This is a genomic window from Arthrobacter rhombi (genome assembly GCF_039526245.1).
GTDB lineage: Bacteria > Actinomycetota > Actinomycetes > Actinomycetales > Micrococcaceae > Arthrobacter_H > Arthrobacter_H rhombi.
In genome coordinates this window covers 427,739-441,415 of the sequence record NZ_BAAAIV010000012.1, presented here as the reverse complement: position 1 = coordinate 441,415, position 13,677 = coordinate 427,739, and the positions used below count along the sequence as shown (strand labels likewise).

Sequence of the window (13,677 nt, the reverse complement as noted above, 5' to 3'; positions counted from 1 at the left end):
GTCAAAACCCTAAGGCAACACCGCCATGATCAACCAAACGTGGGCTCGCGTGCCCCCGGCCGCGTCGCACAGCGGGCCACCGGCCGACGCGAACTGGCGCGCCCGGGCCCCGGCACGAAAGAATCACCCCCATGGAGATCTGCGCCTACCTCGTATCCCACCACCGTCTCGACGATGCGCCCTCGTCCCGGCTGGATGCCGCCGCACTCGACGCCGTCCTGGCCTCCCACGGCTTTGCGGTGCATGACTGCACCACCTTCGAGGGGCCGGGCTACGCAGGAACCCGACGCGCTGTGTCCCACACACCGGGTGCAGGGGGCACGACGGCGGATGCTCGGGATCCGCTGCAGACCTCGGGGGCCGCACTGGTCGCCGAGCTGCGAGGTGACGGCGCCGAACATGCACTCGTGGCCGCAACGCTCATCGAGGCCCCGCGCAAGCTGCTGGTCATGGACGTCGATTCCACGCTCATCCAACAGGAGGTCATCGAGCTCCTGGCAGCCCATGCCGGCCGCGAGGCCGAGGTCGCGGCGGTCACCGAAGCGGCCATGCGGGGCGAACTGGACTTCGCCGGCAGCTTGCACGCCCGGGTGGCCACCCTGGCCGGGCTGGATGCCGGGGTCATCGATGAGGTGCGTGCCGCCGTCGTGCTCTCGGAGGGCGCCCGCGAACTGGTGGAGGCCTTCCATGCGGCCGGGCACCTGGTGGGTGTGGTCTCCGGAGGATTCATCCAGATCCTCACCCCGTTGGCGGAGGAGCTCGGCCTGGATTTCGCCGTGGCCAACGACCTCTCCTCCGCCGACGGCCTGCTCACCGGGACCGTGACCGGGGACGTGGTCGACGCCGCCACCAAGGAGGCCTGCCTGCGCCGCTGGGCTGCCGACGCGGGCATCCCGCTGGAGCACACGATCGCCGCCGGAGACGGGGCCAATGACCTGTTGATGGTCCGGGCCGCCGGGCTGGGTATTGCCTACCGGGCGAAACCGGCGTTGCGTGCCGCAGCCGACGCGGCGATCGACGTGCCGCGTCTGGACATCGTGCGCCACCTCGCGGGTGTTTGATCATGACGATTGCATAACTACCTCGGAAACGCTGCCGAGATCTTCAGGATGACCCCAGCCCACGGCGCTAGGATGCAACAGGTGTGCGCGGTGTGACGCGCCACCATTGACACGGACATGGAGCAGGTGCGGGTGAAAACGCAGGACAAGCAACGCAGCGGCAGGAAGCTCAAGGGCTGGCTGATCGGAGGAGGCGCCGTCGTCGTCCTGGCCGGAGCATATGCCGGTGGCGCAGCCCTGGTCGGGGACCAGATCCCCCAGGACGCCAGCGTGCACGGCGTGAAGATCGGCGGCCTGGACGCCTCGCAGGCCGCGGCCCGCCTCCATGACCAGCTCGACCCGCTGGCCAGCCAACCGATCACGGTCGCCGCCGGAAAGAAGAAGGCCGAGCTGGTTCCCGCACAGGCAGGATTCGGTGTCGACGTCGATGCGACCCTGGCCGGGCAGACCGGCTACACGCTCAATCCCGTGGTGCTGTGGCACCGGGTCACGGGCGGGGAATCCATCGAGCCCGTCCTCACCGACAACCAGGACCAGCTCCAGAGCGCCGTCGAGGCCCTGCGGCCGAAGCTGGAGGCGAAGGCCAGCGAAGGCAAGATCGCGTTCAAGGACGCAGCAGTCGACTACACCGCCCCGACCACCGGGCAGGGCATCGACGTCGACGCAACCGCCAGCAGCATCAAGGGCGCGTGGTTTGGTGCCACCGAGCCGATCGAGGTGGAGACCACCGCGGTGGAACCGAAGACCCCGGCGGCCGCCTTCGAAAAGGCCCGCGACGAGCAGGCCAAACCCCTGGTGGACGGTGACGTCACCGTCGTTGCCGGCAAGCTCAAGGCCCAGCTGTCACCGCAAACGCTGGCGCAGGCCGCCGGGTTCACGGTGGCCGACGGGGCGGTGACCCTGAAGCTGGACAACAAGAAGCTGGAGCAGCAGCTGCTGCAGGCCAACCCGAAGATGGCCTCCACCGCCAAGGACGCCCAGATCGTCCTGAGCGGCGGCAAGCCGAGCATCGTGCCGGCCGTCGAGGGCCACGGCGTCGACACGGCGAAACTCTCCGACAAGGTCCTGGCCGCGGCGACCACGAAGGACCGCACCGCCACCATCGACCTGAAGGTCACCGAGCCCGAATTGACGACGAAGAAGGCCAAGGCCCTGGGCGTGAAGGAGGAGATCGTCGAGTTCTCCAGCCCCTACCCCACGTACGACTCGGTCCGCACCAAGAACCTGCGGGCGGGATCGGCCAAACTCAACGGCCTGATCGTCATGCCCGGCGAGACCTTCTCGCTGACCAAGGCGCTGGCGCCGATCACGGTGGCCAACGGCTACTTCGAGTCGGGTGTGGTCGAGGACGGGTTCTCGAGCACCGCAGTCGGCGGCGGTCTCTCGCAGATCTCCACCCAGCTGTTCAACGTCGGCTGGCTCGGCGGCATGGACAACATCGCGCACCGTCCGCACAGCCGCTGGTTCGACCGCTATCCTGCCGGGCGTGAATCCACGCTCTGGGAAGGGCAGATCGACATGGCCTGGAAGAACAACACCGGCCACGCGGTCATGATCCAGGCGTGGGTCTCCAGCGACCGCGTCCACACCCGGCTCTGGGGCACCAAGAAGTACACGGTGACCTCCACGACGTCGGATCACTACAACCAGACGAATCCCACGACGCGTTACAATGACGCCAAGAAGTGCGTGCCCGAATCCGGTGGCCAGAAGGGCTTCACCGTGGACGTGAAGCGCACCCGCACCTCCGGCTCCGAAACGCTGCACGACAGCCTGCACTGGACCTATCAGCCGTGGAACAAGATCGTCTGCGGCAAGGACCCGAACAAGAAGTAACCGCCCCCGGTCCCCCCGGAGCCCACGAAAAGAGGCGTTCCCGCCGGCAGGAGGTTGCCGGCGGGAACGCCTCTTTTCGTCGGGGAACGGGGCGCGGAACCTAGTCCAGGAAGTGTCCCGCACCGCCGGCGTATTCGGTGTGCCCGGTCGGCACCTCGGCGGTGGCCATGGCAGCCACCTGGACCCCGAACTCCGCCACGGTCAGCAGCTTGCCGGCCGCCTTGCGGCGTTCCTCGATGGCGCCGGGCTGGGCGCGATCCAGCAACGTGGCGGTGACGGTCCCCTCGATCATGTCCCCGGAGATGACGACGAGCGAGATGCCCTTGGCGTCCAGTGCCGGGATCTCCTCCCGCAACGCCAGCTCTCCGGCGCGCTTGGACCGTGCCACCGGCTCGTAGGCGTCCAGCGTGGCCGTCTTATCGATGAAGTGCGCCTGGTGGCTGGTCACGAACACCACCCGGGATCCCTCGGGCATGGCAGCGGCGGCGGTGCGCAGCATGTTGACCTGCGCATCACGGTTCAGCCGCAACGCGTAGTCCTCACCCAGGTCCGCTTCCATGCCGCCGGAGGCGTTGAGCACCAGGATGTCCAGCGAACCGAAGTTCTCGAGCGCGGCGTCGACCAACGCCTGCGCGCCCTCGTCCGAGGTCAGGTCGGCACCGACGGCGACGGCCCGGCCACCGGCCTCGGTGATGCCGGAAACGATCTTGTTGGCCCGCGGTGCCTTCTGCCGGTAGTTGACGACGACTGCCGCCCCCTCGGCCGCAAGGTTCTTGGCCACCTCGGCGCCGATGCCGCGCGAGGAACCGGTGACGATGGCTGTCTTGCCGGAGAGATCGGTCATGAATGCTCCTAGTCCGGGTCAGCCCCGGAGTTGTGGGAATGCTGCAAAAAGGTGCCCGCAGCGCGGGCGCTCCCCTCCATCTTGCCAGCCGGGCCGGCGTCGTGCAGTTGTAGGGAAGCCACAAATTTCGTGCGGCCAGGACCTAGTGGCCCATGCCCAATCCGCCGTCGACCGGGATGACCGCGCCGGAAATGTAGGCTGCCTCGTCGCTGGCCAGCCAGCGCACCACTCCGGCCACCTCGTCGGACTCCGCAAAGCGTGCCGCCGGGATGCTCGCGAGGTATTCCTTCTGGGTGGCCTCCGGCAGTTCCGCCGTCATATCGGTGTTCACGAATCCCGGTGCGACGACGTTGGCAGTGATCCCCCGCGATCCCAGTTCCCGGGTGATCGAGCGGGCCATGCCCACCAGACCGGCCTTGGAGGCCGCGTAGTTGACCTGGCCGGCAGAGCCCAACAGGCCCACCACCGAGGAGATCAGCACGATGCGGCCCTTGCGGGCCCGGATCATGCCCTTGGAGGCGCGTTTGATCACACGGAAGGCGCCGGTGAGGTTGGTATCCAGCACCGAGGAGAAGTCGTCCTCGTTCATGCGCAGCAACAGCATGTCGCGGGTCATCCCGGCGTTGGCGACGAGCACCTCGACGGGGCCGTGTTCGGCTTCCACCGTGGCGAACGCGGCATCGATCGATGCGGTATCCGTCACGTCCGCTTGGACGCCCAGCAGGCCTGCGGGGACCTCCCCGCTGCGGTAGGTGATGGCCACCTGGTCGCCGTTGGCCTCGAAGGCCCGGGCGATGGCCAGGCCGATCCCCCGGTTGCCGCCGGTGATCAGGACGCTGCGGGCGGTGTGCTGGGCGTTTTCGGTCATGGGTCCTCCACGTCGGATGGTCGATGTTCTGGGCACCAGTCTATCCACGGGCCGATCCGCGCGTGGGTTCGGCGGATCGAGGCGGTGGTGAGACAATGGAGGGGCAGCCGACGGAAGAATCATGAGCCAGAATCCCCAGCACCCCCACGCGCAGCCCACCGCGGGCCATCCGCAACGGATCACCGATGCCGATGAGTCACGCTCTGCCGACATGCGCTCCCGCACCATCAAGTACACCGTCTCGATGTCAGTGCGCCTGGCCTGTTTCATCGCGGCCTTCTTCGTGCACGGCTGGATACAGGTCGTCATGCTCGTGCTGGCCGTCGTCCTGCCGTACTTTGCCGTGATCCTCGCCAACGCCAGTGGAACCAATCTGGACAAGCGCAGCGCCGGCAACTACTACGACGCCGAGCCCCCCTCCGCGCTGACCAGTGGCCCCGCGCCGGGCGCCGCCGGCCAGGAAGCCCCCGCCGGCCAGGAGCCCGGGCGCCCGGAGGCCACCCCAGCCCAGGCGGAGCCCGAATCCGAGGTGCTGCCCGGCGAGTGGTACACCCCCGAGGAGCCCGCGCCCGGCGATGCCCCCGGGGCCCACCGCGGACGGGAACACCACCGCGGATGAGCATTTTCGACCAGCTGTCAGGCGTCGAGGGCCCGGCCATCCCGACCTGCTCCCGCAAGGCGTGCCGCGAGCCGGCTGCCTGGCGGCTGCTCTGGAACAACCCCCGGATCCATACCCCGGAGCGGCGGAAGACCTGGCTGGCCTGCGAGGGGCATCGCGACTGGTTGACGACCTATCTGAGTGAGCGCGGCCTGTTCAAGGAAGCGCTCCCCCTGTCCGACGACGCCCAGGAGGGCTGACCCCGTGTACCGATTCCTGGCCAGCACGCGCTGGCTCGGCTGGCTGCTGCTGGTCTGCATCTTCGCGGCCGCCTGTGTGGGACTGGGCCGGTGGCAGATGAACCGGCTCGCCGAGGCACAGGCCGACAATTCACGGGTCGAGGCCAACTATGACGCCACGCCCCTGTCCTTCACCCAGGCGCGCCCCTACTTCCAGTCGCTCCCAGAGGAGAAGGCCTGGACTCCCGTGAAGATGACGGGTACCTATCTCGCCCAGGACACCCTGATCGTGCGCAACCGACCGGATAACGGTGCCCCCGGCTACGAGGTGCTGGTGCCGTTCCGCACCGAGGAGGGCACCGTGGTGATGATCGACCGCGGATGGCTCCCCATCGGCGATGATTCGGCAGGCCGCCCGGATGACGTCCCCGCTCCCCCGGAGGGAACGGTGCAGGTCACCGCCCGGCTGAAGGTCGGCGAGCCCGCGGTATCGCGGTCCGCCCCCGCGGGGCAGATTGCCTCGGTGGAGCTCCCCCGGGTCGCGGACATGCTCGGCTACCCCGTCGCCCCCGGCGCCTATGGCGTCCTCGCCTCCGAGCAGCCGTCCGTGGCCACCATGCCGACTGCGCTGGAACGTCCGTCCGTGGATACCGGCAACCACATGTCCTACTCGTTGCAGTGGTTCGCCTTCGGCGTCCTGTCCTTCGTGGGGCTGGGCTACGCGGCGCGCCAACAGGCGCGCATCAACCGCGAGGACGCCCAGGAAGCCGCCGAGGCCAAGGCGGCCGGCGTGGAAGTCATCCATTCCGCCTACCGGGCCCCGCGGCAGCGGCCCACGCGCCGGCGCGGTGACGCCCCGACGGACGAGGAACTCGAAGACGCCTACCTGGACAGGTTCGAGGACCAGTCCCGCCGCTAGGAACGCCAAGGTTCACCACGCACAGCGGGCTCCCGGCAATGCCGGGAGCCCGCTGTGCGAAACCGCAGGAAACTAGGCCAACGTGACCAGGTCAAGGTAGCTGTCATTCCACAGGTCCTCGTCGCCGTCGGGCAACAGGACCACCCGCTCGGGGTTCAGGGCCGCGACAGCACCCTCATCGTGGCTGACCATGACAACGGCGCCGGGGTAGTTGCTCAGCGCGTTCAGGATCTCCGCGCGGCTGGCGGGGTCCAGGTTGTTCGTCGGCTCATCGAGCAGCAGCACGTTGGCGCTGGACGCCACGATCGTGGCCAGCGCCAGACGGGTCTTCTCGCCGCCGGAGAGGACCCCTGCCGGCTTGTTCACGTCGTCGCCGCTGAACATGAACGAACCCAGGATGCCCCGGACCTCGGCATCGCCGAGGCTATCGGGTGCCGCGGACCGCATGTTCTCCAGGACGCTGCGTTCGGTGTCGAGCGTGTCGTGCTCCTGGGCGTAGTAGCCGATCTTCAGCCCATGCCCGGGGATGATCTCGCCGGTGTCCGGTTCCGCGGCACCGGCCAGCATCTTCAGGAGCGTGGTCTTGCCCGCGCCGTTCAGGCCCAGGATGACCACCTTGGAGCCGCGGTCAATCGCCAGGTCCACGTCCATGAAGATCTCCAGGGACCCGTAGGACTTGCTGAGGTTCTTGGCCATCATGGGCGTCTTGCCACACGGCGCCGGATCCGGGAAGCGCAGTGCCGCCACGCGGTCCTGCACGCGCACGTCCTCCAGGCCGCCCATGAGCCGGTCCACGCGCTTGAGCATGCTCTGCGCAGCGGAGGCGCCGGAGGCCCTGGCCTTCATCTTGTTGGCCTGGGCCAGCAGCGTGGTGGCCTTCTTCTCGGTGTTGGCACGCTCGCGCTTGCGGGACCGCTCGTCGGTCTCGCGCTGTTCGAGGTAACGCTTCCACCCCAGGTTGTAGAGGTCCATGGTGGCCCGGTTGGCGTCCAGGTGGATGACCTTGTTCACCGTCGCCTCCAAGAGGCCGGTGTCGTGCGAGATCACCATGAGCCCGCCCTGGTGGTTCTTCAGGAACTCACGCAGCCAGGCAATGGAATCGGCATCGAGGTGGTTGGTCGGCTCATCGAGCAGCAGGGTCTCGGCATCCGCGTAGAGGATCCGGGCGAGCTCGACACGGCGGCGCTGGCCGCCCGAGAGCGTGTCCAGGCTCTGGTCCAGCAGGCGTTCGGGCAGGGCCAGGTTGTTGCAGATGGCTGCCGCTTCGGCTTCGGCCGCATACCCGCCACGCGACATGAATTCGGCGTCCAACCGGTCGTAGCGGTTCATCGCCTTCGTCCGGATGGCCTCGTCTTCACTGCCCATCTCGTCCTGGCACTTCTTGAGCTTCGTGACGATCTCGTCGAGGCCACGGGCCGAAAGGATGCGGTCGCGGGCCAGCTGTTCCATGTTGGGTGTGCGCGGATCCTGCGGCAGGTAACCGATGGATCCGTTGCGGATCACCGTCCCGCCGGTCGGCTCGGACTCCCCGGCGAGTACGCGGGTCATGGTCGTCTTGCCGGCGCCATTACGCCCGACCAAGCCGATCTTGTCCCCCTGGTCGATGCGGAAGGAGACACCCTCCATCAGGAGTCGAGCACCGGCACGGAGCTCCAGGTCGGCTACGGAAATCACAAGAAACCTCTCAAATGGAATGCGATGCGCTCACACGCAACCTTTCCAGTGTACGCGTGCGGAAGCAGACCTGCGCAGGGTGACGACCCCCACATCGGCATCATGGCGCGCAAACACGCCTTGAACACTGATCAAGTATCATGGTTTCCATGACGCATCACTCACTCGAGACCTCCCGGCGACCGCCACACCACACGGCTTGGGGTGCCCGCGACCTCGGCTTGGTGTCCGTCTTCGCCGCGCTGTTGGCCGCCCTGACCCTGGTTCCCGCCATTCCCGTCGGCCCCCTGGGCGTGCCCATCACCCTTCAGACGCTGGCGGTATCGCTGGTTGCACTGTGCCTGGGCTCCCTGCGCGGCACGGTGAGCGTCCTCCTGTACGTGGTCGTCGGCCTGGCCGGCGTCCCCATCTTCGCCCGCTTCAGCGGTGGGCTCGGGGTCCTGGCCGGGCCCACCGCCGGCTACCTGCTGGCCTTCCCCCTGGCCGCACTCATTGCCGGCGCCCTGGCCACCGTCATCCTGCGGCGGACGCGGCGGGCCCGGGTGCTGTGGTTGTTCGCCGCGGCCATGGCGGGGTCCATCCTCGCCACCCACCCGTTGGGCATCCTGGGCATGAGCATCAATGGTCATCTTCCGCTCGGCCAGGCGGCGCTGGTCGATCTGGCCTACTGGCCCGGGGACCTGGTGAAGAACCTCGTGGCCGCACTGGTCGCCGCCACGGTCTTCAAGGCGTTCCCCCGCTTGGCGCGCCGCGAATTCACTGCCTAGGCTCTTCGGGTGATCAGTTTCCACGCAGCCGGCGCCAGCGTTCCCGATCCGTCGGGTGATGGGCCGGACGTCGTCCTCCTGGAACCGGCGACGGCCGAACTCGTCGAACCGCGCATCGCGGTCATCGGGGCCAACGGTTCGGGCAAGTCGACCTTCCTGCGACTCATCAACGGACTGGCCAGGCCCACCACCGGGCACGTCGCCGTCGATGGCCAGGACACCGTGCGCAACGGCGCTGCGGTGCGCCGCCGCGTCGGGTTCCTGTTCAGCGACCCGCTGGCGCAGCTCGTGATGCCCCTGGTCCGCGAGGACGTGGAACTCTCGTTGAAGGCCACGATCAAGGACAAGGCACGACGGCGGGACGCCGCCTTGGGCCGCCTGGAGGCCATGGGGCTGCTCCACCTGGCCGAACGCAGCGTCCACGACCTGTCGGGAGGGGAACGCCAACTCGTGGCCCTGACCAGCGTCCTCGCCACCGGTCAGGGCATCGTCGTCGCCGATGAACCCACCACCCTGCTGGATCTGCGCAACAACGTCATGCTCCAGGACACCCTCTTCGGGCTCGAGCAGCAGGTCGTGTACGCCACCCACGACCTCGACTTCGCTGCCCGGGCCGACCGCGCACTCGTCATCGACGCCGGTCGCATCGTCCACGACGGGGATCCGCGGCAGGCAGTTGACCACTACCGCCATCTGGCACTGGATCCCGGACGAGGGCGACGCTGATGCGCGGTCATGCGCTGCTCCTGGGCCTGCGGATCCCCGGACGCTCCCCCATCCACCGCGCTCCCCTCTGGCTGAAATACCTCGTGCTCGTCGGGTGCGGCGCAGCACTGGTCCTCTGGCGCACCCCGCTCACGGTCGCGGTCCTGCTGGTAGTGGGAGCAATGCTGTACGCGACGGCGGGAACCAGGGTGCTGGGGGCCTGGCCCGCCCCGCTGCGCCTGCTCTGGTGGATCCTGGCCTTGTTGGGCGCCTATCAATGGTGGATGAATGGCCCCCTGACGGCGTTCGTGGTTGTCGGCGGCATGGTCGCCGCCCTCCAGTTGGCCCGGCTGCTGTTGTTGACCACGGAGCAATCCGTGATCGTCGAGGGACTGGCGTGGGCCTGTTCACCCCTGCGGGTGTTGGGCCTGAACCCCGATGTGGTGGCCCTGGCCATCGGCCTGATGCTACGGAGCATTCCCGCCATGCTGGGGTGCATCGCCGACGTCACCGATGCAGCCAGGGCGCGGGGATTGGCCCGCAACCCCCTGGCGTTGGCCGGCCCGGTGGTCGTCTCCGCTGTCGCGTTCGCGCACCAGACCGGAGACGCACTGGCGGCACGCGGCATCCTGGACCACCAGCCCGCCGACGACTCGCGCGACACCGGCGCAGGCAGCAACGGACTCCGCGGGGGCTAGCCCATCGGCCGTTGTATTCTCTTGCCATGAGCTTCAATGACGATGCGAAAATCGATTCATCCCGGGTCAGGACGTCCCGGGGCCGGGGCGGCAAAGTGGCCATCGGCGGTGGAGGACTCCTGGTCCTCGTGGTCGCCGCATTATTGGGTATCAACCCGCAAATGCTCGAAGACCTGGGTCTGGCCGGGGACACCGGGCAAACCCAGGACGGTGAAACCTCCCAGGGGGTATCGCAATGCACCACCGGAAAGGACGCCAACCGGGACGCCAGTTGCCGCATCGCGGCCACGGCCCAGTCATTGGACGCCTTCTGGGTGCCCTATCTCGGAGACCGTGGCGTGCAGCTGGAGAACCCGGGCGTCGAGATCTTCTCCTCATCGGTCTCCACGGGGTGCGGAAATGCGACGACGGCGGTGGGTCCCTTCTATTGCCCCTCGGATCAGGTGGCCTATTTCGACACCGGGTTCTTCTCGGAGCTGCGAGACACCTATGGTTCCGACGGCGGTCCGCTGGCCGAGGAATATGTGGTGGCCCACGAGTACGGCCACCACGTCCAGAACGCGATAGGGACCCTGAGTGCCTCGCAGAAGGGCGGCACCGGTCCCACCTCGGGGTCCGTCCGTGTCGAATTGCAAGCCGACTGCTTCGCGGGGCTGTGGGCCTCCCACGCGACGCAGACCCAGGATGCCTCGGGGCAGCCGCTCCTGGAACCGCTGACCCAGCAGGACTTGCGCTCCGCGTTGTCCGCCGCTTCAGCGGTCGGTGATGACCGTATCCAGAAGGCTTCCAGCGGTCGGGTCAGCCCGGAGGGATGGACCCACGGATCCAGCAAGCAGCGCCAGGCATGGTTCATGTCCGGCTATTCCTCCGGTGACATCAACCGGTGCAACACGCTGGAGGCCAAGGACCTCGATCACCCGTCGTCCTGAAACACCAATGGTGACGCCCCTTCGCGTGGAAGGTGCGTCACCATTGGCCGGGTTCGCGAACCGGCGGGGCGGCCCGGGAACCATCGGTTGGATGCTAGATGTTGAAGCCGAGGGCCCGCATCTGATCGCGTCCGTCGTCGGTGATCCGCTCCGGACCCCATGGCGGCATCCAGACCCAGTTCAGACGGTGGTCATCGACGACACTGTCCATCGCGCCAGCTACCTGCTCCTCGAGGATGTCGGTGAGCGGGCATGCTGCAGTGGTCAGCGTCATGTCGATGAGCAGCACGCCGTCGTCGGCGTATTTCAATCCGTACAGAAGTCCCAGGTCCACGATGTTGACCCCGAGTTCGGGATCGATCACGTCCTTGAGGGCTTCCTCGACGTCTTCGAGCGGGGTCAGTCCCGAGCCCGCTGCTGCTTCGGTGGCACTCATGATCAGGCTCCGACGGCGAGGAAGCGGTCGTAGCCCTCTTCCTCGAGGCGATCGGCAAGGTCAGGTCCACCCTGCTCGGCGATGCGGCCATCGACGAACACGTGCACGAAGTCCGGCTTGATGTAGCGCAGGATCCGCGTGTAGTGGGTGATGAGCAGCGTGCCCATTTCGTGGCCTTCGGCGGCGCGGTTCACACCTTCGGAGACCACCTTCAGGGCGTCCACGTCAAGACCGGAGTCGGTCTCGTCGAGGACGGCGAACTTGGGCTTGAAGAGCTCGAGCTGGAGGATCTCCACCCGCTTCTTCTCGCCGCCCGAGAAGCCCTCGTTGACGTTGCGGCCGGCGAAGTCGGCGTCGATCTTCAGTTCGGCCATGGCCGACTTGACGTCCTTCGTCCAGTGGCGCAGGCTCGGCGCCTCCCCGTCGATGGCGGTCTTCGCCGTACGCAGGAAGTTGGTCATGGTCACTCCGGGGACCTCGACCGGGTACTGCATGGCCAGGAAGAGGCCGGCCCGTGCACGGGCATCGACGCTCATGGCCAGCACGTCGTCACCGTCGAGGGTGATCGAGCCGGAAGTGACGTTGTAGCGGGGGTGGCCGGCAATGGTGGAGGCAAGAGTCGACTTGCCGGAACCGTTGGGGCCCATGATGGCGTGGGTTTCACCGGTGTTGATGGTGAGGGTGACGCCCTTGAGGATTTCCTTGCTGCCTTGCTCCGTGTCGATGGAGACGTGCAGGTCCTTGATTTCCAGGGTAGACATTGGTGTCCGTTCTCTGACGTGCCGGACGGACCGGCGAGGTTCACTGGGTGGGGTGGCCGGGGGCCTAGTTTTCGGTGGCCGCGAGTTCGGCTTCGACGGTCTCGTTCAGCCGGGTCTGCAACTCCTCGACGCCGATCTTCTGGATGATCTCGTTGAGGAAGCCGCGCACCACCAGACGGCGGGCCGTCTTCTCGTCGATGCCACGTGACATGAGGTAGAAGAGGTGTGCGTCGTCGAAACGGCCGGTGGTGCTGGCGTGGCCGGCACCTTCGATGAGGCCTGTTTCGATTTCCAGGTTCGGAACCGAGTCGGCGCGTGCGCCATCGGTGAGAACCAGGTTGCGGTTGGCCTCGTAGGAGTCCGTTCCTTCTGCCTCCTTGCGGATCAGCACGTCGCCGACCCACACGGTGTGGGCATCCTTGCCCTGCAGCGCGCCCTTGTAGAGCACGTTGGAGGTGCAGCGCGGCTGGGCGTGGTCCACGAACAGACGGTGCTCCAGGTGCTGGCCGGCATCGGCAAAGTACAGGCCGAACATCTCGGCCTTGCCGCCCGGGCCGGCAAACCGTGCCGACGGCGTCAGGCGAACCAGATCGCCACCAAAGGTGACCACGATGTGCTTGAACTGCGCATCCTTGGCAACCTTGGCCTGCTGCGAACTGGCGTGGATGGAATCATCTTCCCAAGCCTGGACGCTGACGACCGTGAGTTCGGCGCCTTCCTGCACGTCGATCTCGATGTTTTCCGCCACGACGGCGCTGCCGACGTGGTCGACGACAACGAGTCCGCGGGAGTTGGGCTCGGCCACGATGACCACGTGCTGGGCGGCAGCTTCCAGACCGGTTCCGGTCAGGGTGAGCGTGGCCTTGACGTCTTCGGCGTTGGCGCCGAGTGTCAGCACCGTGGCTTCCTTGGCGGCATTCCAACCGTTGGCGGCCACCCGGTCCTCGGGGATGCCGGCTGAGCCGACGCGGGCGTCGTCCATGCCGACGGTCTCCACGGTGGCCCCATCGCTGACATCGCTGGTCACGGTCGGCGCAGTTCCGGTGGGTGCGTTCTTGTGCAAGCCACCCAGGCGCTTCAGCGGGGTGAAGCGCCAGTCCTCTTCACGGCCGGTCAGGGCCTTGAAGTCCTCCAGCTGGTAGCTGGTGAGGCGGCCGGCTCGCGAGGAGTCGGGCACACCGGCACCCGCGCCGTGGCTGTGGGCCTGGCTGGCGTCGCCACCCAGCGGTGAGCTGTCCTCATTGAGCGGGGAGAGGTTTTCGCCCTCTTCGGTAAAGCCGGCGATGGCGGGCGCGCCGATGCGCGCCTTTTCTCCGGAGAATGCTGTTGCGGTATCAGTCAT

The 13,677-nt window shown here is 67.4% G+C and carries 15 protein-coding genes; 9 read left to right on the top strand and 6 right to left on the bottom strand.

Translation table 11 applies throughout. From position 1 onward, the window contains the following. Positions 1 to 131: 131 nt before the first annotated feature. Positions 132 to 1,061, top strand: coding sequence for a phosphoserine phosphatase SerB (gene serB / locus ABD088_RS12700; RefSeq protein ID WP_343902294.1), 930 nt, complete (start codon positions 132 to 134; stop codon positions 1,059 to 1,061). Positions 1,062 to 1,193: 132 nt separating this feature from the next. Continuing rightward, a complete protein-coding gene (locus ABD088_RS12695) occupies positions 1,194 to 2,897 on the top strand; it encodes a VanW family protein (protein WP_343902293.1) in 1,704 nt (567 codons plus the stop codon). Positions 2,898 to 2,997: 100 nt separating this feature from the next. Here ABD088_RS12695 and ABD088_RS12690 read toward each other — a convergent pair whose 3' ends face one another. Next, on the bottom strand, positions 2,998 to 3,741 hold the full coding sequence (locus ABD088_RS12690) for an SDR family oxidoreductase (protein WP_343902292.1): 744 nt from the start codon (positions 3,739 to 3,741) through the stop codon (positions 2,998 to 3,000). Positions 3,742 to 3,883: 142 nt separating this feature from the next. After that, positions 3,884 to 4,609, bottom strand: coding sequence for a 3-oxoacyl-ACP reductase FabG (gene fabG / locus ABD088_RS12685; RefSeq protein WP_343902291.1), 726 nt, complete (start codon positions 4,607 to 4,609; stop codon positions 3,884 to 3,886). A 121-nt stretch (positions 4,610 to 4,730) separates the two neighbouring features. Here fabG and ABD088_RS12680 point away from each other — a divergent pair, with 121 nt between their 5' ends. The 3 genes from ABD088_RS12680 to ABD088_RS12670 are packed head-to-tail and all read left to right on the top strand — an operon-like array spanning position 4,731 to position 6,365. Beyond that, positions 4,731 to 5,228, top strand: coding sequence for a DUF3099 domain-containing protein (locus ABD088_RS12680; protein WP_343902290.1), 498 nt, complete (start codon positions 4,731 to 4,733; stop codon positions 5,226 to 5,228). Further along, complete coding sequence (locus tag ABD088_RS12675) at positions 5,225 to 5,467, top strand: hypothetical protein (protein WP_343902289.1); 243 nt, start codon at positions 5,225 to 5,227, stop codon at positions 5,465 to 5,467. The genes ABD088_RS12680 and ABD088_RS12675 overlap by 4 nt, the downstream gene beginning before the upstream one ends. 4 nt (positions 5,468 to 5,471) lie before the next feature. Next, entirely contained in the window at positions 5,472 to 6,365 is an 894-nt protein-coding gene (locus tag ABD088_RS12670; protein ID WP_343902288.1) for an SURF1 family cytochrome oxidase biogenesis protein, read from the top strand. A 72-nt stretch (positions 6,366 to 6,437) separates the two neighbouring features. Here the strand turns inward: ABD088_RS12670 and ABD088_RS12665 are convergent, their stop codons facing one another. Beyond that, complete coding sequence (locus ABD088_RS12665; protein WP_343902287.1) at positions 6,438 to 8,039, bottom strand: ABC-F family ATP-binding cassette domain-containing protein; 1,602 nt, start codon at positions 8,037 to 8,039, stop codon at positions 6,438 to 6,440. A gap of 149 nt (positions 8,040 to 8,188) precedes the next feature. On the opposite strand from ABD088_RS12665, the gene ABD088_RS12660 reads away from it, so the two are divergent. The 4 genes from ABD088_RS12660 to ypfJ are packed head-to-tail and all read left to right on the top strand — an operon-like array spanning position 8,189 to position 11,138. Further along, entirely contained in the window at positions 8,189 to 8,806 is a 618-nt protein-coding gene (locus ABD088_RS12660) for a biotin transporter BioY (RefSeq protein WP_343902286.1), read from the top strand. Between the two features lie 9 nt (positions 8,807 to 8,815). Further along, the gene (locus ABD088_RS12655) at positions 8,816 to 9,532 is read left to right on the top strand and encodes an ATP-binding cassette domain-containing protein (RefSeq protein ID WP_343902285.1); all 717 of its coding nucleotides are present in this window, start codon (positions 8,816 to 8,818) and stop codon (positions 9,530 to 9,532) included. Continuing rightward, the gene (locus tag ABD088_RS12650; protein ID WP_343902284.1) at positions 9,532 to 10,209 is read left to right on the top strand and encodes a CbiQ family ECF transporter T component; all 678 of its coding nucleotides are present in this window, start codon (positions 9,532 to 9,534) and stop codon (positions 10,207 to 10,209) included. Before ABD088_RS12655 ends, ABD088_RS12650 begins: the two co-directional genes overlap by 1 nt. A gap of 26 nt (positions 10,210 to 10,235) precedes the next feature. Beyond that, the gene (gene ypfJ / locus ABD088_RS12645) at positions 10,236 to 11,138 is read left to right on the top strand and encodes a KPN_02809 family neutral zinc metallopeptidase (protein ID WP_343902283.1); all 903 of its coding nucleotides are present in this window, start codon (positions 10,236 to 10,238) and stop codon (positions 11,136 to 11,138) included. Positions 11,139 to 11,232: 94 nt separating this feature from the next. On the opposite strand, the gene ABD088_RS12640 is transcribed toward ypfJ, so the two are convergent. From ABD088_RS12640 to sufD, 3 genes are all read right to left on the bottom strand, one after another. Then, complete coding sequence (locus tag ABD088_RS12640; RefSeq protein WP_343902282.1) at positions 11,233 to 11,574, bottom strand: metal-sulfur cluster assembly factor; 342 nt, start codon at positions 11,572 to 11,574, stop codon at positions 11,233 to 11,235. Between the two features lie 2 nt (positions 11,575 to 11,576). Continuing rightward, complete coding sequence (gene sufC, locus ABD088_RS12635) at positions 11,577 to 12,335, bottom strand: Fe-S cluster assembly ATPase SufC (RefSeq protein WP_343902281.1); 759 nt, start codon at positions 12,333 to 12,335, stop codon at positions 11,577 to 11,579. A 64-nt stretch (positions 12,336 to 12,399) separates the two neighbouring features. Next, entirely contained in the window at positions 12,400 to 13,677 is a 1,278-nt protein-coding gene (sufD, locus tag ABD088_RS12630; RefSeq protein WP_343902280.1) for a Fe-S cluster assembly protein SufD, read from the bottom strand.